General features: G+C 70.7%; 20 protein-coding genes. 12 read left to right on the top strand and 8 right to left on the bottom strand.

What is annotated here, in order from left to right:
- The first annotated feature begins 214 nt into the window (after positions 1 to 214).
- A complete protein-coding gene (locus ABFX55_RS31945) occupies positions 215 to 346 on the top strand; it encodes a hypothetical protein (protein WP_346126385.1) in 132 nt (43 codons plus the stop codon).
- A gap of 16 nt (positions 347 to 362) precedes the next feature.
- Here ABFX55_RS31945 and ABFX55_RS31940 read toward each other — a convergent pair whose 3' ends face one another.
- Positions 363 to 962, bottom strand: a complete 600-nt coding sequence (locus ABFX55_RS31940; RefSeq protein WP_346126384.1) for a TetR/AcrR family transcriptional regulator — start codon at positions 960 to 962, stop codon at positions 363 to 365.
- A 71-nt stretch (positions 963 to 1,033) separates the two neighbouring features.
- Here ABFX55_RS31940 and ABFX55_RS31935 point away from each other — a divergent pair, with 71 nt between their 5' ends.
- The 4 genes from ABFX55_RS31935 to ABFX55_RS31920 all read left to right on the top strand — a co-directional run bounded on the left by ABFX55_RS31935 (position 1,034) and on the right by ABFX55_RS31920 (position 2,785).
- Positions 1,034 to 1,903 (top strand): class I SAM-dependent methyltransferase, encoded by an 870-nt coding sequence (locus tag ABFX55_RS31935; RefSeq protein ID WP_346126383.1) that lies wholly within the window; start codon positions 1,034 to 1,036, stop codon positions 1,901 to 1,903.
- Positions 1,904 to 1,917: 14 nt separating this feature from the next.
- Positions 1,918 to 2,115, top strand: coding sequence for a hypothetical protein (locus tag ABFX55_RS31930; protein ID WP_346126382.1), 198 nt, complete (start codon positions 1,918 to 1,920; stop codon positions 2,113 to 2,115).
- Between the two features lie 117 nt (positions 2,116 to 2,232).
- Positions 2,233 to 2,469 carry a DUF6011 domain-containing protein gene (locus ABFX55_RS31925; protein WP_346126381.1) on the top strand — a complete coding sequence of 79 codons (237 nt, stop codon included), beginning with the start codon at positions 2,233 to 2,235 and terminating at the stop codon, positions 2,467 to 2,469.
- A 124-nt stretch (positions 2,470 to 2,593) separates the two neighbouring features.
- Entirely contained in the window at positions 2,594 to 2,785 is a 192-nt protein-coding gene (locus ABFX55_RS31920; protein WP_346126380.1) for a hypothetical protein, read from the top strand.
- 318 nt (positions 2,786 to 3,103) lie between these two features.
- Here the strand turns inward: ABFX55_RS31920 and ABFX55_RS31915 are convergent, their stop codons facing one another.
- Positions 3,104 to 3,508: a hypothetical protein gene (locus ABFX55_RS31915; RefSeq protein WP_346118568.1), complete on the bottom strand. Its 405-nt coding sequence runs from the start codon at positions 3,506 to 3,508 to the stop codon at positions 3,104 to 3,106.
- Here ABFX55_RS31915 and ABFX55_RS31910 point away from each other — a divergent pair.
- Positions 3,501 to 3,704, top strand: coding sequence for a hypothetical protein (locus ABFX55_RS31910; protein WP_346126379.1), 204 nt, complete (start codon positions 3,501 to 3,503; stop codon positions 3,702 to 3,704). The genes ABFX55_RS31915 and ABFX55_RS31910 overlap by 8 nt on opposite strands.
- Before the next feature lie 197 nt (positions 3,705 to 3,901).
- The gene (locus ABFX55_RS31905; RefSeq protein ID WP_346126378.1) at positions 3,902 to 5,149 is read left to right on the top strand and encodes a serine hydrolase domain-containing protein; all 1,248 of its coding nucleotides are present in this window, start codon (positions 3,902 to 3,904) and stop codon (positions 5,147 to 5,149) included.
- A gap of 25 nt (positions 5,150 to 5,174) precedes the next feature.
- On the opposite strand, the gene ABFX55_RS31900 is transcribed toward ABFX55_RS31905, so the two are convergent.
- On the bottom strand, positions 5,175 to 5,636 hold the full coding sequence (locus ABFX55_RS31900; RefSeq protein ID WP_346126377.1) for an SRPBCC family protein: 462 nt from the start codon (positions 5,634 to 5,636) through the stop codon (positions 5,175 to 5,177).
- 22 nt (positions 5,637 to 5,658) lie between these two features.
- Between ABFX55_RS31900 and ABFX55_RS31895 the strand changes: the two genes are divergently transcribed.
- The 3 genes from ABFX55_RS31895 to ABFX55_RS31885 all read left to right on the top strand — a co-directional run bounded on the left by ABFX55_RS31895 (position 5,659) and on the right by ABFX55_RS31885 (position 9,422).
- Positions 5,659 to 6,261: a TetR/AcrR family transcriptional regulator gene (locus tag ABFX55_RS31895; RefSeq protein WP_346126376.1), complete on the top strand. Its 603-nt coding sequence runs from the start codon at positions 5,659 to 5,661 to the stop codon at positions 6,259 to 6,261.
- Between the two features lie 135 nt (positions 6,262 to 6,396).
- Positions 6,397 to 8,367, top strand: a complete 1,971-nt coding sequence (locus ABFX55_RS31890; protein WP_346126375.1) for a GTP-binding protein — start codon at positions 6,397 to 6,399, stop codon at positions 8,365 to 8,367.
- Between the two features lie 140 nt (positions 8,368 to 8,507).
- On the top strand, positions 8,508 to 9,422 hold the full coding sequence (locus ABFX55_RS31885) for an ATP-binding cassette domain-containing protein (RefSeq protein WP_346126374.1): 915 nt from the start codon (positions 8,508 to 8,510) through the stop codon (positions 9,420 to 9,422).
- A 129-nt stretch (positions 9,423 to 9,551) separates the two neighbouring features.
- Here ABFX55_RS31885 and ABFX55_RS31880 read toward each other — a convergent pair whose 3' ends face one another.
- The 4 genes from ABFX55_RS31880 to ABFX55_RS31865 are packed head-to-tail and all read right to left on the bottom strand — an operon-like array spanning position 9,552 to position 12,950.
- Positions 9,552 to 10,733, bottom strand: a complete 1,182-nt coding sequence (locus tag ABFX55_RS31880; protein WP_346126373.1) for an ABC transporter permease — start codon at positions 10,731 to 10,733, stop codon at positions 9,552 to 9,554.
- Positions 10,730 to 11,389, bottom strand: a complete 660-nt coding sequence (locus tag ABFX55_RS31875) for an ABC transporter ATP-binding protein (protein WP_183651057.1) — start codon at positions 11,387 to 11,389, stop codon at positions 10,730 to 10,732. The genes ABFX55_RS31880 and ABFX55_RS31875 overlap by 4 nt, the downstream gene beginning before the upstream one ends.
- Positions 11,386 to 12,429: an efflux RND transporter periplasmic adaptor subunit gene (locus tag ABFX55_RS31870; RefSeq protein WP_346126372.1), complete on the bottom strand. Its 1,044-nt coding sequence runs from the start codon at positions 12,427 to 12,429 to the stop codon at positions 11,386 to 11,388. Before ABFX55_RS31870 ends, ABFX55_RS31875 begins: the two co-directional genes overlap by 4 nt.
- Positions 12,426 to 12,950: a hypothetical protein gene (locus ABFX55_RS31865; protein ID WP_346126371.1), complete on the bottom strand. Its 525-nt coding sequence runs from the start codon at positions 12,948 to 12,950 to the stop codon at positions 12,426 to 12,428. Before ABFX55_RS31865 ends, ABFX55_RS31870 begins: the two co-directional genes overlap by 4 nt.
- A gap of 83 nt (positions 12,951 to 13,033) precedes the next feature.
- Here ABFX55_RS31865 and ABFX55_RS31860 point away from each other — a divergent pair, with 83 nt between their 5' ends.
- Complete coding sequence (locus tag ABFX55_RS31860; RefSeq protein WP_346126370.1) at positions 13,034 to 13,678, top strand: response regulator transcription factor; 645 nt, start codon at positions 13,034 to 13,036, stop codon at positions 13,676 to 13,678.
- Positions 13,675 to 14,844: a sensor histidine kinase gene (locus ABFX55_RS31855; RefSeq protein WP_346126369.1), complete on the top strand. Its 1,170-nt coding sequence runs from the start codon at positions 13,675 to 13,677 to the stop codon at positions 14,842 to 14,844. Before ABFX55_RS31860 ends, ABFX55_RS31855 begins: the two co-directional genes overlap by 4 nt.
- On the opposite strand, the gene ABFX55_RS31850 is transcribed toward ABFX55_RS31855, so the two are convergent.
- Positions 14,841 to 16,142: a serine hydroxymethyltransferase gene (locus ABFX55_RS31850; protein WP_346126368.1), complete on the bottom strand. Its 1,302-nt coding sequence runs from the start codon at positions 16,140 to 16,142 to the stop codon at positions 14,841 to 14,843. The genes ABFX55_RS31855 and ABFX55_RS31850 overlap by 4 nt on opposite strands.
- Positions 16,143 to 16,151: the final 9 nt, after the last annotated feature.

The following is a 16,151-nucleotide window of genomic DNA, read 5'->3' as shown; positions in this document are numbered from 1 at the left end:
GGACTTCCAGCGCCCCATCGACCCGCCCGGCACCACGCTCCACTCGACCCCGGCGAGCCCGCTCTCGACCCCGGCGATTCTGAACCACTCCACCCCGGCGAGTCCGAACCACTCCCCGGCCACCGCCTTCGGCGTTCCCGGTGCCGGCACGAGCCTCGGACCGGGTCCGGTCAACGGCCGGGCCACCGCCTCGCACGGCATGGGCTCGCCCTTCATGCCAATGAGCGGGACGGGCGGTGCGAGCGGTCAGGAGGAGCAGGATCACGAATCCGGCACCTGGCTTCACGAGGACGACGACGTCTGGAGCGGCGACGTGGGCGGTGTGGTCGACAGCAGGATCGGCTGACCCGGGCGCGGGCCGTTCACGGCGGCGGTTCCCGCAGGACGCCGGCGATGACCGTGGTCACGACCTTGTGCACGGCCTCGGCCTCCGGCGGGGTGGCCTCGCGGTCGGCGAAGAGCAGGTGCCCGGCCCCGATCAGTGTGGGAGCGAGCGTGTCGACGTCGGCGTCGGCGGCGATGCGGCCCAGGTCGCGCTCGCCTGCGAGGTAGGAGGCGATCATGGCCGTGGCTTCGGTGAGTACCGGGACGCCGGTCGGGGTGGCCTGGCGAAGCCGGGCGCGCAGGTCGTCCCTGAAGGTGATGAGGCCGACGATCGCCACGGCGACCGACCCGAACAGCTCCATCAGCGCGCCGGTGAGGTGGTCGGCGACGGTGCCGGTGCCTGCGGACTCGCGCAGGGAGATGGCCTGGCTGCCGATCCGGCTGATGCGGTCCTGTACGAGTTCGGCGAGGAAGGCGTCGAAGTCGGCGAAGTGCCGGTGCAGGACGCCCTTGGCGCAGCCCGCCTCCGTGGTGACCGCCCGGCTGGTCAGCGCGTTCGGCCCGTCCCTGAGCAGGATGCGCTCGGCGGCGTCGAAGAGTTGGGCGCGCGCGTCGTGGATGGCCACCCCTGTCGGCACCGTGCTTCGCTCCTTCGCTCGCGAGGCCCGCCCGGTTGACGAGTGGGCGAGCGCCCATTCATAGTGGGCGCATGCCCACTATACCGCCGGAGCGAGTACGTCAGGCCGAGAGCGAGCCTCATTTGGAGCGAGCGCGTCTCGCCGAGAACGAACCTCATCGACACCGACAGGCAGCGGAGTCGTTCGGATCGGACGCCGAACGCTACGACCGCACCAGGCCCCGCTACCCCGAAGCCATGGTGGACCGGATCGTGGCCGCCGGCCCAGGGCCTGACGTCCTCGACGTCGGCATCGGCACCGGCATAGAGGCCCGGCAGTTCCAGGCCGCCGGCTGCAAGGTGCTCGGGGTCGAGCCCGACGCGCGGATGGCTGACTTCGCGCGGCGCGGCGGGGTCGAGGTCGAGGTGGCGACGTTCGAGGACTGGGATCCCGCCGGCCGGAACTTCGATGCGGTCATCGCCGGGCAGGCCTGGCACTGGGTCGACCCGGTCGTGGGAGCGGCGAAGGCGGCGCGGGTGCTGCGGCCAGGCGGACGGCTGGCGGCGTTCTGGAACGTGGGCCAGCCCCCGCCCGAAGCGACGGAGGCCTTCGCCGCGGTCTACGACCGGGTGGTGCCCGACTCGCTGGTGGCGCGGGGCCACCGGCAGGCGATGTCCGCCCTGGACGGGTACGCGGTGCTGTTCGGCAAGGCGGCCGACGGGATGGGGCGGGCGGGCGCGTTCGGCGACCCGGAGCAGTGGCGATTCGACTGGGAGCAGTCCTACACCACGGACGAGTGGCTGGACCAGCTGCCCACCCAAGGCGGCCTCAGCCAGGTCCCGCCGGCGAAGCTGGCGGAGGTGCTGGCGGGCATCGGGGCCGCTGTCGACGCCATGGGAGGCCGCTTCACGATGCGCTACACGGCTGTCGTGGTCACCGCGGCGCGAACCGGCCCCTCCTGAGCCGATTCACCTACATGCTGTTCGGCGCCGCCGCCGCGTTGATCGGACTCGCGATCGCCATCGGCTACAGCGATATGACCGAGCTCGAGCTCTACAGGGACCACCTGAGAATCCTCGGCAACGTGGCGTTCGTGGCCGCACTTCTCCTCAAGGGGGTGCACATCCCCGTGGTGCGGCGCAGCGGCAGGGCGGGAAGCGCACCGGGTTCGTAGGAGCCGTCGTCCGATCTCGCCCCGGCTCCTGACGGTGCGCGCTCCCATGCGCGGGGGCGGCTGTGGGTACATACGTGGTGGTGCGCTGTTCATCGCGACGGGTTCGAGGAGGGCGGGATGAAGGATGTGGCGGTGACCCTCTTCGATCTGAGTGAGCCTTTCGTGCGCGAACACGTGGTGCGGTGTGAAGCGTGCAAGCACACCCTTCGTACCCCCGAGTCGAGGGCCGCGGGGATCGGGCCCGAGTGCGCGGCCAGGTTGGGGCTGGCGCCTCGGAAGCCGCTGAGGATCACCGGGGTGCCGCGAGGCTGGAACTGCGAAGGGCAGATCGACCTACTGGAGGAGGAATGGTGACGCGGCGGCGGGTCGGGTTCGAGCGGATGGCGTGAGGAGCGCGCCTGCGCGCCATGGCCTTCCTCGAGCGAGAAGACGCGAAGACGGCTCGCGTAGCGTCCTGACGTGGGACAGTAGACGTACTGTGATCTCATCCCCCTCGCTACCACTTGACCTGGTCGCCCTTCCGAACGGCGACGTCCTCGTGCTGCCTGCGGTGTGGCCGGTACGGCTCACGCCGGAGCAGAGGCGACAGCTCGGCGAGCTCCTCCTCGACTCGGACACCCGAGGTCTGAGCGTGCAGATCGCGGAGACGTCCTCCGACACGCAGCAATAGGGCGGCGTCCTCGGCTCCCGAGGAACGCCGGATCGACCGAGGAGCCCGGGTGCCCGCCTCTCGCCGAGGTCTTCGGCGCGCCTGCTGAGGCCAGGCATCGGCGGACCTGACGACAAAAGCGAGGCCGTGTCCCCGCCGGCGAAGCTGGCGGAGGTGCTGGCCGGCATCTGGGCCGGCCCGCATGACGTCTGTCTGCGGACGTCACGCGGGCAGTCGATGAATGGGTGCTCGGCCCGGGCACGATGAGCACGGGGGCGATGAGCCGGGATCCGGAGAGGAACCCCGTGACCAGCTGTGGTTACGCGGGTCGACATCCCGTCAGGCGGCGTCGAGGGCTTCGGTGATCTTGCGGATCATGTCGGCCATGGTGGGGCTGGGCTGGCCCTTGTGGGTCTGGGCGGCTGCTTCGATGGCGACGATGACGGTGCGGCGGAAGTTGTCGGCCTCTGCCGGAGTCTGCTTCTTGAGCAGGCTCATGGCTGCCGTCAGGGCCGGCAGCACCTGGTCGGCGAGTTCGGCCACGGACTTGCCGTACTTCACGCCCTTGGGTGCCTTGGTGAGCACGTGCCCGGCCAGGCCGGTCGCGGAGGTCAGGGCGATGGAGCCGTGGGTGGCGGCCCTGTGGGGTGAGCCGGCGGCGCCGGCGGCGGCCATCAGCGAGATGGCGCCCCACGCGGCGAGGCGGAGGGTGGTCTTGTCCTGGTCGGTGAGGGTGATGGACATGGTGGTGTGCTCCTTCGGATCCGAGATTCAGGTGAACGGACGGCTCGCGGATGCGGTCCTGTGTGTGCCCGGGGTCTGGATCACTCAGGTCGGGTCGCCCGAGTGGATCTCGCCCGGTCTTGAGGCCGCGGTCGCTGAACCGTTCATGGCGTTAACTTTCGCCGACCGCTCTGATACCGGGCCGTTGCCGTCCTGACACGACCGCTGACGCGACACCGCATGGTCGACGGCCAGCGCGAGCGCTGGCCTGCTGGGTCGAGGACGTCCGTGAGGGGTTCGGTGGCAGGCGGTCGACGAAAGGCGCGCGCGTCTCCGGCCTTGCGTACGCCATGGCATTGTGCGTACAGTGTTCGCATGAAGGGAACGCCGTACGCAGGACGTGAAGGAGAGACCATGTCGACCACCGCCACCTGGGACACGCAGGGCAACTGGGCGATGAAGGACAACAACAGGGGGCTGTCGGAGGCGGGGCTGCGCCGGATGCGTGAGGTGCTGGCCCGGCACATGGAGTCCGGCAGGATCCCCGGACTGGTCGCCCTGGTCGGCAGGGGCGAGGACACGCACGTCGAGACGATGGGCACGCTGCACGCAGGCGGTGGCGCGCCGATGCGCAGGGACACGATCTTCCGGTTGGCGTCGCTGAGCAAGCCGATCACCGCCGCCGCCGTGATGCTCCTGGTCGAGGAGTGCCGCCTGCGGCTGGACGACCCGGTCGACGAGTGGCTGCCCGAGCTGGCCGACCGCCAGGTGCTCAGGAGCATCGACTCCCCGCTGGAGGACACGGTGCCGGCGCTGCGGCCGATCACCGTACGGGACCTGCTGACCTTCACCTTCGGCTTCGGGGCGGTGCTGGCGGCTCCTGACACCTACCCGATCCAGGTCGCCATGCGCGAGCTGGGCCTGGACGGCTCCGCGCCGGAGGCGGGGCCCGACGAATGGCTCGGCCGGCTGGGCCGGCTTCCGCTGATGCACCAGCCGGGGACGTTGTGGCAGTACCACACGGGATCCGACGTGCTCGGCGTGCTCGTCCAGCGGGTGGCGGGGCAGTCGTTCGAGGCGTTCCTGCGTGAGCGGCTCTTCGGCCCGCTCGGGATGAAGGACTCCGGGTTCCACGTGCCCGCCGAGAAGATCGACAGGCTGCCGGCCAGCTACGCCCACGACCCGCAGACCGGCGGGCTGGTCGTGTGGGACGAGGCGGCAGGCGGCAAGTACAGCTCGCCGCCGGTCTTCGAGAGGGGCGGTGACGGGCTGGTCTCGACCGTGGACGACTACCACGCCTTCTACCGGATGCTGCTGAACAAGGGCACGCATCACGGCGAGCGCATCCTGTCCCGTGCGGCGGTCGAGCTGATGACGACGGACCACCTGACTCCGGAGCAGAAGGTCGAGAAGGACGCCTTCGGCGACCACTTCGGCAGGCACGGCGGTTACGGCTTCGGGATGGCCGTCCGTACGCACCGACGCGACCTGGCGTCGGTGGGTCAGTTCGGCTGGGACGGCGGACTGGGGACCACGGCCTACGCCGATCCGGCCGAGGGGCTGACCGGGATCCTGTTCACCCAGGCGGCGATGGACTCCCTGGACACGCCCCGCCTCCACAAGGACTTCTGGACCACCGCCTACCAGGCCATCGCCGACTGACCCTCAGGGCGCAGGCCCGTCGCGGTCACTCTCGTTCCAGGCGCTCTTTCGCCCCGCGGATCTCCCTCTCCACGTCCGCGGGAAGGTGGCGGCGCAGGATCGGTTCGAGGAGCCAGCCGATCCAGGGGGCGAAGTCGATCGAGATCGTCCTGGTCACCTTGGTGCCCTCGGCGGCGGGCTCGGCGACGAAGCTGGCCGCGAACTTCGACAGCCGGTGGTTGAGCCGGTTCTGCGGCAGGGGCGCGTACCTGACGTCGACGCGCTCGCCCGGAGTGAGCCGCATCTGGGATACCAGCTTGGGTGCGGGCCCGGGGATGCCAGGGAGGGCAGGGCGGAACCTGAACTCGGTGACGTCGCCGGTGCGGCGCACCCAGTCGATGGCTCCGATCTTGTCGTCGATGTCCGCGTACCTCTCCGCGTCCATGACGAACGCGAGGAACCGTTCCGGGGTGCAGCGGATGACCTGTTCCACTGTTACTTGGACCATGGAAAGAGAGTAATCTCTTTCCATGGCGAGAACCACCCCCGGCGTGACGCGCGACCGTCTGCTCACCGAGGCCGTACGGCTGTTCGCGAGCAAGGGATACGACGCGACCTCGGTGGCCGACATCCAGGTCGCCTGCGGGCTGACCGCCGGCTCGGGCGCCCTCTACAAGCACTTCCCCTCCAAGGGGGCGCTGCTGGAGGCGGCCGTCCAGCGCAATCTGGAACTCATGACCCTGCGCAACAGGGAGACGGTCGCCGAGGCGCCTGCCGACCCGCGTGAGGCCCTCCGGCTGATGGCGAGCGTCGTCTGGTCGGTGATCGAGGGCGACAGGGACCTGATCCGGATCATGCTGCGGGAGTACCACGGCTTCTCCGAGCTCTTCGAGCGCATGTGGCAGAGCGTCATCGCGACCCTCTACCGCGAGGCCGCCCAGTGGATCAGGGCACAGGGAACCGACGTGGCCGACCCCGAGGCGACGGCGGCCGTGCTGATCTCGTCGCTGACCTACTATCCGCTGCTGAACATCCTCATCGGGCACACGCCTGGCGATCTCGAGGCGGACCGGTTCCTGGACGCCTGGGTCGAGCACGCCGTCCAGACCCTCGAGGCCGGTTCTGCCCGATGACAAATCGGTTGTTCGCCGAGGCGGCCGTCTGCTCTACTCGAGATGACCGCTCGCCGATCAAGGAGACGGAAATGCGCACGGCTTACATGTCCACCCAAAAGGTAAATGCCACCTATCTTGAGGACATGTCGCTCCGTGAGCACGTTGAACTTGGGGATTCTGGCGCATGTAGACGCCGGTAAGACGAGCCTGACCGAGCGGCTGCTCCACGCCGCCGGTGTCATCGACGAAGTCGGCAGCGTCGATGAGGGCAACACACAGACCGACTCCCTTGCGCTCGAACGACAGCGCGGGATCACCATCAAGTCCGCCGTCGTGTCGTTCGAGATCGGCGGCGTCACCGTCAACCTGATCGACACCCCCGGCCACCCCGACTTCATCGCCGAGGTGGAGCGGGTGCTCAGCGTGCTCGACGGCGCCGTTCTGGTCGTCTCCGCCGTCGAGGGCGTGCAGGCGCAGACCCGCGTGCTCATGCGGACCTTGCGGCGGTTGCGCATTCCCACGCTCGTCTTCGTGAACAAGACCGACCGTGGCGGCGCGCAGGACGAGCGCGTGCTGTGGGCGATCTCCGAGAAACTCACCCCTGCCGTCATCGCGATGGGATCGGTGCGCGAGGTGGGCACGCGGCGCTCGGATTTCCAGCCTTACGGCGCCGCCGACGCGGCGTTCACGGCGAGGCTCGCGGAGGTCCTCGCCGAGGGCGATGACGCGCTTCTCGCCGCCTTCGTCGACGACGGGGCGCGGGTGCCATACGGCGTGCTCCGCAAGGAGCTGGCGGCGCAGACCCGACGGGCACTGGTGCACCCGGTCTTCTTCGGCTCGGCGGTGACAGGGGCCGGGGTGGATTCGCTGATCTCCGGCATCGGGGAGCTGCTGCCCGCGATCGAGGGCGACGTGGACGGCCCCGCCTCGGGCACCGTCTTCAAGGTCGAGCGCGGTCCCGCGGGGGAGAAGATCGCCTACGTGCGGATGTTCTCCGGCGCCCTCCCCGTCAGGGAGCAGACGGAGGCCGGAAGGGTCACCGCGATCAGCGTGTTCGAGCGTGGCTCCGCCGTCCAGCGAGGGGAGGTCGTCGCCGGGCGGATCGCCAAGGTCCGGGGCCTGACCGACATCCGCATCGGAGACACGATAGGCACCCCCGCGAAGGAGGCGGAGGCTCACCACTTCGCCCCTCCCACGCTGGAGAGCGTGGTCGTGCCCGCGCGGCCCGAGGACAGGGGCGCGCTGCACCTCGCGCTCGCCCACCTCGCCGAGCAGGACCCGCTGATCAACGTGCGCCAGGACGAGATCAGGCGGGAGGTGTTCGTCTCCCTCTACGGCGAGGTGCAGAAGGAGGTCATCCAGGCCACGCTGGCCGAGGACTTCCACGTGGACGTCACCTTCCGCGAGACGACGACCATCTGCGTCGAACGGCTCAGCGGCACGGGCGCGGCCGTCGAGATCATGCACGCGGAGGACAACCCGTTCCTCGCGACCGTCGGGCTGCGCGTGGAGCCCGCTCCGGCCGGCACAGGGGTGGAGTTCGGGCTGGAGGTCGAGCCAGGGTCGATGCCGCCCACGTTCTTCAAGGCAGTCGAGGACACCGTGCGCCTGGCCCTGCTGCAGGGCGTCCACGGGTGGGAGATCTCCGACTGCACGGTCACCATGACGCACTCCGGCTACGCGGCGCGGCAGAGCCACTCCCATGCCGTCTTCGACAAGAGCATGTCGAGCACCGCGGGCGACTTCCGCAACCTGACGCCGCTGGTGCTGATGAGCGCGCTCAGGCAGGCGGGCACCAGGGTGTACGAGCCGATGCACCGCTTCAGGCTGGAGATCCCGGCCGACACGTTCGGCCAGGTGGTCGCCGCGCTGGCGCGGCTGCGGGCCGTACCGCAGAGCTCGGAGAGCAGGGGCTCGGCGTACGTGCTGGAAGGAGAGATCCCCGCGGCCATGGTGCACGGGCTGCAGCGGCAGCTGCCCGCGCTGACGCGCGGGGAGGGTGAGCTGGAGTGCGCCTTCGACCGCCACCAGCCGGTCTCCGGGCCGGTTCGGGGCAGGCGGAGGACCGACCACAACCCGCTCAACCGCAAGGAGTACCTGCTGCGCGTGAAGCGGCGGGTCTAGCTGATGGCCGCCTCCGCAGGCGACGTCCTGCGCCACCTCCGGCCCCGCCCCCGCTCCGCCGCCGCGCTCACCGCGGCCGTCGTCTGGCGCTGTTCACCAGCTACGTCGGCTGGCTGGCGGCGCTGCCGCGCACCATCGGGGTGATCCTCTACCGCCTGCCCCAAGCCGCGGTCTCGACCGAAAGGCTCACCAGGCTGATGGCTCCGCACGAAGACGCGGGCGACCTGTCGAGGAACACCGGCGTCCGGTTCCACACGGACCCACCCGCCTCCGTCGCGCCGCCGGATCGAGCTGAGGCGCTCCAGGTCGTCGAGGTCAGGGGGTTGACCGTCCGCCACGACGCGAGCGGTCGCGGCGTTCACGAGGTCGACCTGCGGGTCAGGCGGGGCTCGTTCACGGTGATCACGGGGGCCGTCGGCGCGGGCAAGACGACGCTGGTGCGCGCCCTGCTCGGTCTGCTGCCCGCGGACGAGGGGACGATCCTGTGGAACGGCGTGCGCGTCGACGATCCAGGGACGTTCATGGTTCCTGGCCGTGTGGCGTACGCGAGCCAGGTCCCGCGGCTGTTCTCCGAGTCGCTGAGGGAGAACCTGCTCCTCGGCAGTCGGGCGGGCGACGACGAAGTCGAGCGCGCGCTGGAGCTGGCGGCCTTCGAGGACGACCTCGCGGCGATGCCCGACGGCATGGACACGGTCGTCGGGCCCCGTGGCGTACGGCTGTCAGGAGGGCAGGTGCAGCGGGCGACGGCCGCGCGGGCGCTGGTCAGGCGGCCGGACCTGCTGGTCGTGGACGACCTGTCGTCCGCGCTCGACGTGGAGACGGAGAGGCTGCTGTGGGACAGGATCGCCCACGCGGCCCGCGAAGGGAGCGGGCCCGAGACGCTGCTCGTGGTCTCGCACAGGAAGGCGGCGCTCGAACGGGCCGACCAGGTCGTCGTGCTCGACCGCGGCAGGGTCGTCGGCCGCGGCCCGCTCGACGAGCTGCTGGACGGCTGCGCGGAGATGCGCAGGCTGTGGAGCGAGGAGCTCGTCGCCGAGGCGGAGGAGTCGAGCTGAGGAGTCGAGCTGAGGAGTCGAGCTGAGGTCGCCATCATGGTCAGCCCGCGCATGCCGGGGCGGGTCATGCGAGCAGGGCGGCGGCATCGGGAATCGGGTCGATGCCGCCGCCCTGCTCGGATCGGCGGGTCAGGAGGTGGACAGCGCCACCGTGGGTGACAGGCGGGCCGCGCGCATGGCCGGGTACAGCCCCGCCACCGTGCCGATGATCAGGGTGGCACCGACCGCGCCGCCGATCGACCACGGCGGGACGACGGGTGGCCAGCCCTGCGACAGCGCGTACCCGATGGTGGCCAGAGCGCCAAGGACGGCGCCCGCGACCCCGCCCAGCGCCGACAGCAGCAGCGACTCGGAGAGGAACTGGACCCGCACCTGCCCTCGCGTGGCGCCGAGCGAGCGCCGCAGCCCGATCTCCTTCCTGCGCTCCAGCACCGAGATGACCATGGTGTTGGCCACGCCCACCCCGCCGACCAGCAGCGCCACGGCGCCGAGGCCCAGCAGCAGGTTGGTGAAGGCGCCCGAGGCCGCGGCCTTGGCCGCCAGCGCGTCGGACGGGCGGCTGACCTCGACCTCGGAGGGGTTCTCCGGGTTGACCGTACGGGGCAGGACCTCCCGCACCGCCTCCACCGCCTCCTCGGCGGACCGCTCGTAGAGCGTCGTGGGGTGCCCGTCGAAGCCGAGCTCCTCCTCGGCGACGGGGAAGCCGATGAGCGCCGAGCGTTCGATCTCGGGGGCCAGCGGCATGGGGCCGAGGATCCCGATCACGGTGAACCACCGGCCGCCCATCCAGACGCGCACCCCGGTGCGGGTGATCCCCAGCCGCTCGGCGGCCCTGGCGCCGAGGACGACGGCGGGCTGGCGGGAGGTGGCGTCGTTCAGCCAGGTCCCCTTCGCCACGCCCCCCTCCAGCGTGGTGAGCAGGGAGGTGGTCGCGGCCTGGACGGTGATGCCTCCGGTGACCGCCTCGTCGATGTGAGCGGTCCTCCGCACGGTGGCCGAGACGCTCCCCGTGGCGGCGGCGGAGGTGACGGGGGCGATGCGGGAGACCATGTCGACCGCGCCGACGGGCAGCTTGGACGGCTCGCCGAAGACGGTGCTGCCCGCCGAGACCGTCAGCAGATTGGTGCCGAGCTTGTCGAGCTGGCGCAGCAGCTCCTCGCGTGACGACGACGAGATGCCGATCACCGCGATCATCGTGGCGATGCCGATCGCGATCCCGAGCGCCGAGAGGATCACCCTGGTCGGACGGGCGTGCAGCCCTGACGCGCCCACCCTGAAGACGTCGGACAGGCTCAGCCTCGCCGGCTTCATGACAGCACCAGCCCGTCCCTGACCCGTACCTGCCGGGGACACCATTCGGCGATCTCGTTGTCGTGCGTGATGATCGCGATCGTGGTGCCTCCCTCATGGAGCTCCTTGATGATCTTCAGGACCTCCGCGCCCGCCGCCGAGTCGAGGTTGCCCGTCGGCTCGTCGGCCAGCAGCAGCGGAGGATCGCCGACCACGGCCCTGGCCACGGCGACGCGCTGTTGCTCGCCGCCAGACATCTGGTTCGGCTTGTGGTCGAGCCGATGTCCGAGCCCCACGCGCTCCAGCGCCGACGCGGCCCGCTCGCGGCGGGTACGCAGCGGGGTGCCGGTGTAGAGGAGCCCGTCGGCCACGTTGTCCAGGGCGCTCACCCCCGGCGAGAGATGGAACTGCTGGAAGACGAAGCCGAGGTGGCGGGCTCGCAACGCGGACAGCTGCCGATCGGTCAGGTCGAGGACGGAGTGCCCCGCGATCCGCACGGACCCCGTGGTCGGCCGGTCGAGGGTGCCGATCATGTGGAGCATCGTGGACTTGCCCGACCCGGAGGGGCCGATGATCGCCAGCAGCTCCCCCGTGGAGACGGTCAGGTCCACCCCGCGCAGCGCGTGGACGTGCCCGTTGTAGGTCTTGGTGACCCCGCGCAGCTCGACGATGTTCATTCCGACGGCACCCCGACCTTCATGCCCTCGGTCAGGCCCTCGCCGGTGATCTCGACCATGCCGCCGCCGAACGCGCCGACCTTGACCGGGACCAGCCGGGCGCGCGTGCCCTCCACGACCTCGACTCCGAAGCCGCCCTCGCGCAGCGCGAGCAGCGCCTCCACCGGTACGGCGAGCACGTCCTCGCTGCGCTCGCTGACCAGTTCGACCTCGACGGGGGCCTGGTCGAGCCTGGTCTTCGGGGTCTTCGCCAGCGTGATGTCGACGTCGATGGTCGTGCCGTCCTGGGCGCTCTTGGCCACCGTGCCGACCGAGGTGATCTTCCCCGCCATCGTCTCGCCGCCGGGCAGCTCGACCTCGACCTTGGCGCCCTTCCTGGCCAGCGACTGGTCGCCGGTGTCGAGGTCCACGTGGACGAGCCGCCGCAGGCCGCTGACGGTCAGGGCCTGCTGGCCTGGAGCGGTTCTGGCGCCGACGGTGGCCTTGGCCTCGGTCACCCTGACGGCCGAGGGGAGGAACACCACCTGGGAGGCGTCCACCCGCCCCGTCTCCGGCAGGCCCCTGTCCTCCTGCCATTCGAGGACGGCCAGGTAGGTGGCGTAGGAGAAGTGGTCATCGACGGTGAAGTCGTCGTAGCCGAGCGCTCTCAGGTTGCGCTCCAGCTGCTCGACGTCAGGGCCGTCGTCGATGCCCTGCTCCAGGGTCCTGTAGAGGGGCAGCTTCCCGTACATCAGGACGACGGGCTCGCGGTCGATCTTGAGCAGCGAGCGGCCGCGCCTGATGATCGAGCCCTCCTCGGGAACCCAGGTGACGGTGCCCGCCTTGCCCGAGGAGACCTGGCGCTCGCCCGAGTAGGTGAGCGAGCCCTCCACGGTCTTGGTGTCCACCAGGTCCTGCTTGGTGATGGGCGCGGTGGCGGGCACCAGCGCGGCGCTCTGTGCGGCCACGCCGGTGCTGCCCCCCTCGGTGAGGACGACCAGCGCCGTCCCCGCCGCCGCGACCGCGAGAAGGCAGGCGCCCGCGAGAACGCCTTTTCTCACGATCCGCCCCCAGCCATGCCGGGCGCGAGCTCCTTGCACGCCTCCTGGGCGGCCTTGACCGTAGCCTCGCTGCTGCCCTTGGGCACGGTCATCTTCACCATGCCGTCGGCGCTGGGGTCGGGCATGTCGACGCCGTGCTCGCGCATGCACTGGGCGAACTTGAGCATCTGGTCGCGACGCTTGGGATCCTGGGCGGCCTTGTCGCCGATCGCGCCGTCGAGGTGCTCCTTGCAGGCCTTCATGGCCTTGTCCATGAGGCCCTGGTCGGCGCCGCCCTTCTTGGCCTCGATGCGGATGCCGCCGTTGGGGTCGGGGTCGGCCATGTCGACGCCGTTCTCACGCATGCACTGCGCGAACTTGAGCTGGGCCTCGGCCCTGTCGACCGTGGCGGATGGGCTGGGCTTGGCGCTGCCGGTCTTCCCCGTGCCCTCGGCGCTCGCCACCTCGGCGGTGGTGGGGGCGCTGCCGCAGGCGGTGAGGAGGAGCAGTGGCAGGGAGGCCAGCACTAGTCGTGTTCTCATGCGGCACACTTCACCGAACGGGGCGCTAAAGCCGGATAAGGCGCTTACTCGCGACTAACAGTCGGTGCTGCACTCTCTGAGACATGCGGGTGCTGATCGTCGAAGACGAGGAACAACTGGCCGACGCCGTCGCGAGGGGCCTCAGGCTGCACGCGATGGCCGTCGACGTGGCCTACGACGGCCAGGAGGCGCTGGACCGGGCCTCCTACACCGACTACGACGTCGTCGTCCTCGACCGTGACCTGCCGGAGGTGCACGGCGACGACGTCTGCGGGGAGCTGACGAGCAAGAGCAGAATCCTCATGCTCACCGCGGCGGGGCAGGTGCGCGACCGGGTCGACGGGCTCTCCCTCGGCGCGGACGACTACCTGGTCAAGCCGTTCGCCTTCGCCGAGCTGGTGGCCAGGATCAGGACGCTGGCCCGCCGTACCTCCGCGGTGGCCCAGCCGGTGCTGGAGCGGGCGGGGATCAGGCTCGACCCCGCCCGCCGTACGGTCACCAGGGACGGACGCGAGCTCGCGCTGAGCCGCAAGGAGTTCGACCTGCTGCGGGAGCTGATGCGCGCCGAAGGCCGGCTGGTCAGCTCGGCCCAGCTGCGCAGGGAGGTGTGGGACGAGTTCGCCGAGGGAGACACCAGCGTGCTGCGCGTCACCATGACCGCGCTGCGCAGGAAGCTGGGCGCGCCGCCGGTCCTGGAGAACGTGCCGGGCAAGGGGTACCGGCTGTGAGGCTCGGGCTGAGGACACGACTCACCGTGCTGTACGGCGTGCTGTTCTTCGTGGCCGGCTCGGTGCTGCTCTGGTTCACCTACATCCTGACGGCCAACGCCCTGGGCAAGCAGATGGTCATGGCGTACACGAAGACCGGTCCTGGCGGGGCGCTGCCGTCCAAGGAGCAGATCGACGTGGCGGTCAAGCGGGCGGTCGGCGACAGGGCGGCCGACGTGCTGGAGGAGATGCTGCGCTCCTCCCTGATGATCATGGTGCTCATCGGGATCACCGCGGTCGTGGTCGCCTACCTGGTGGCCGACCGCGCGCTGCGACCGCTCGACAGGGTCACCGAGACCGCGGAGCGGCTGTCGGAGAGCAACCTGCACGAGCGCATCGCTCTGGTGGGGCCGAAAGACGAGGTCAAACGGCTGGCCGACACCTTCGACGCGATGCTCGACAGGCTCCACAGGGTCTTCGACGCGCAGCGCAGGTTCATCGCCAACGCCTCGCACGAGCTGCGCACCCCGCTGGCGGTCAACCGTACGGTGCTGGAGGTGTCGCTGGAGGAGCCCGAGGCCTCGCCCGACCTCAAGGCGCTGGCCAGGGCGCTGCTCGGCACCAACTCCCGCCACGAGCGGCTGATCGAGGGGCTGCTCCTGCTCGCCCAGTCGGAGCAGGAGCTGTCGGCCCGCAAGCCCGTCGAGCTGCGTCACGTGGTGGCGACCGCGATGGAGCAGGCCGACCTGCACCCCCGCAGGCGGCGTGTCACGATCCACCAGGACCTCGGCTCCGCGATGGCCGAGGGGGACCCGCTCTTCCTGGAGAGGTGCGTCTTCAACCTCATCGAGAACGCGATCAAGTACAACGTGCGCGACGGAGAGATCTGGGTCAGGGTCTCCAGCGAGAACGAGTCGGCGGTGATCACCGTGGAGAACACCGGGCCCGTGGTGCCTCCGTACGACGTGGACGACCTGTTCGAGCCCTTCAGGCGGCTGTCGGGCGACAGGGTGAGGTCCGAACGCGGCTCGGGGCTCGGGCTGTCCATCGTCAGGGCCATCGTCGACGCGCACGGCGGCACCGTCACCGCGCTTCCCCGCCCCGAGGGCGGGCTGGTCGTCACCGTGGGCCTGCCCCGCCGCGCGGGGGCCGCGGCGAGGGCGGCCAGGGTGCAACGCGCCGTCTAGCAGGTGAAGTGGACGCCGGAGAAGCCGGCGCGCCAGGCCGTCACCTCGGGGGCCACCGACGCCGGATCCGTCGAAGGGTCGAGACCGCGGGCGATGAAGGAGGCCAGGACCGGCATGTCGTCCTCCTTCATGCCGAGCCTCGCCACCTCGGGCGTGCCCAGGCGCAGCCCGTTCACGTCGCCCGCCACGGGGGCGACGGGCAGGCCGATCCCACAGGCCAGCAGGTTCGCCTGACGCAGTCTGCGGGCCGCGGCCTGGCCGCCGCCAGGGGCCAGCAGGGCGAACTGGTGGGAGTTGGTGCCGCCGCCGAAGACCGGCAGGCCGAGCTCGGCCAGGCTGGTGGCCAGCTGGTGGGCGGTGCCCACCATCATCTCCGCGTACGCCTTGCCCGCGACCTTCCAGTCGAGCAGCGCCACGGCCAGCGCCGCCGTACGGCCCGCGTCGAAGTTGGCCGTCAGGCCCGGGTAGGCGATGGCGTCGAGCCGCTCGGCCAGGTCGGCCGAGTCGGTGACGACCAGACCGCCCGCGGGACCGCCGAGGCTCTTGTAGGTGCTCATCGTCATCAGGTGGGCGCCCGAGGCGAGCGGGTTGGGCCAGACGCCTCCCGCGATCATCCCGCACGCGTGGGCGGCGTCGAAGAGCACCCGCGCCCCCACCTCGTCGGCGACCTCGCGCACGGCGGCCACCGGGTGGGGGAAGGGGTTGAGGCTGCCGCCGATGGTGATCAGCTTGGGCCTGACCCGCGCGGCCAGCTCGCGCAGCGCGGCGACGTCCACGGTGTAGCCGTCGGCGGCGACGGGCGCGTCCACCGTGGTCAGGCCGTAGAGACCGGCCGCGCCCGCCGCGTGGTGGGTGACGTGGCCGCCGATGGAGGGCGGAGGGGCGATGATCGTGTCGCCTGGACGGCACGTCGCCATGAAGGCGTAGAGGTTGGCCAGCGCGCCGGAGCCGACGCGGACCTCGGCGTAGCGGGCGGAGAAGACCTCGGCGGCCAGCGCGGCGGCGATGATCTCGATCTGCTCGATCGCCTCGAGGCCCATCTCGTACTTGTCGCCCGGATAGCCGAGCGACGGGCGCGAGCCGAGGTTCGCCGACAGCAGCGCCTCCGCCCGCGGGTTCATGATGTTGGCCGCGGGGTTGAGGTTGACACACTCGACGTCGTGGATCTCGTGGTTGCGGGCGGCGAGCCTGTCGATCTCGGCCAGCGTGGACAGCGGGTTCTGGGCGGCGACCTCGGCCGCGCCGCGTCGGACGAGGTCCTCGGAGGCGGCGGGTACCCAGGAGCGAGGGGCGAGCATGGGGTCAGG

The organism is Nonomuraea roseola (assembly GCF_039535395.1).
Lineage (GTDB): Bacteria > Actinomycetota > Actinomycetes > Streptosporangiales > Streptosporangiaceae > Nonomuraea > Nonomuraea roseola.
This window is presented reverse-complemented; position numbering and strand designations above follow the sequence as displayed.

Excerpts from the sequence above, each read along its gene's own strand:
- ABFX55_RS31910 (WP_346126379.1), top strand. The coding sequence starts at position 3,501 with ATGGACATGGTGGTGTGCTCCTTCGGATCCGAGATTCAGGTGAACGGA.
- ABFX55_RS31860 (WP_346126370.1), top strand. The coding sequence starts at position 13,034 with ATGCGGGTGCTGATCGTCGAAGACGAGGAACAACTGGCCGACGCCGTC.
- ABFX55_RS31880 (WP_346126373.1), bottom strand. The coding sequence starts at position 10,733 with ATGAAGCCGGCGAGGCTGAGCCTGTCCGACGTCTTCAGGGTGGGCGCG.
- ABFX55_RS31945 (WP_346126385.1), top strand. The coding sequence starts at position 215 with ATGCCAATGAGCGGGACGGGCGGTGCGAGCGGTCAGGAGGAGCAGGAT.
- ABFX55_RS31935 (WP_346126383.1), top strand. The coding sequence starts at position 1,034 with ATGCCCACTATACCGCCGGAGCGAGTACGTCAGGCCGAGAGCGAGCCT.
- ABFX55_RS31850 (WP_346126368.1), bottom strand. The coding sequence starts at position 16,142 with ATGCTCGCCCCTCGCTCCTGGGTACCCGCCGCCTCCGAGGACCTCGTC.
- ABFX55_RS31895 (WP_346126376.1), top strand. The coding sequence starts at position 5,659 with ATGGCGAGAACCACCCCCGGCGTGACGCGCGACCGTCTGCTCACCGAG.
- ABFX55_RS31865 (WP_346126371.1), bottom strand. The coding sequence starts at position 12,950 with ATGAGAACACGACTAGTGCTGGCCTCCCTGCCACTGCTCCTCCTCACC.
- ABFX55_RS31875 (WP_183651057.1), bottom strand. The coding sequence starts at position 11,389 with ATGAACATCGTCGAGCTGCGCGGGGTCACCAAGACCTACAACGGGCAC.
- ABFX55_RS31915 (WP_346118568.1), bottom strand. The coding sequence starts at position 3,508 with ATGTCCATCACCCTCACCGACCAGGACAAGACCACCCTCCGCCTCGCC.
- ABFX55_RS31925 (WP_346126381.1), top strand. The coding sequence starts at position 2,233 with ATGAAGGATGTGGCGGTGACCCTCTTCGATCTGAGTGAGCCTTTCGTG.
- ABFX55_RS31930 (WP_346126382.1), top strand. The coding sequence starts at position 1,918 with ATGCTGTTCGGCGCCGCCGCCGCGTTGATCGGACTCGCGATCGCCATC.
- ABFX55_RS31900 (WP_346126377.1), bottom strand. The coding sequence starts at position 5,636 with ATGGTCCAAGTAACAGTGGAACAGGTCATCCGCTGCACCCCGGAACGG.
- ABFX55_RS31905 (WP_346126378.1), top strand. The coding sequence starts at position 3,902 with ATGTCGACCACCGCCACCTGGGACACGCAGGGCAACTGGGCGATGAAG.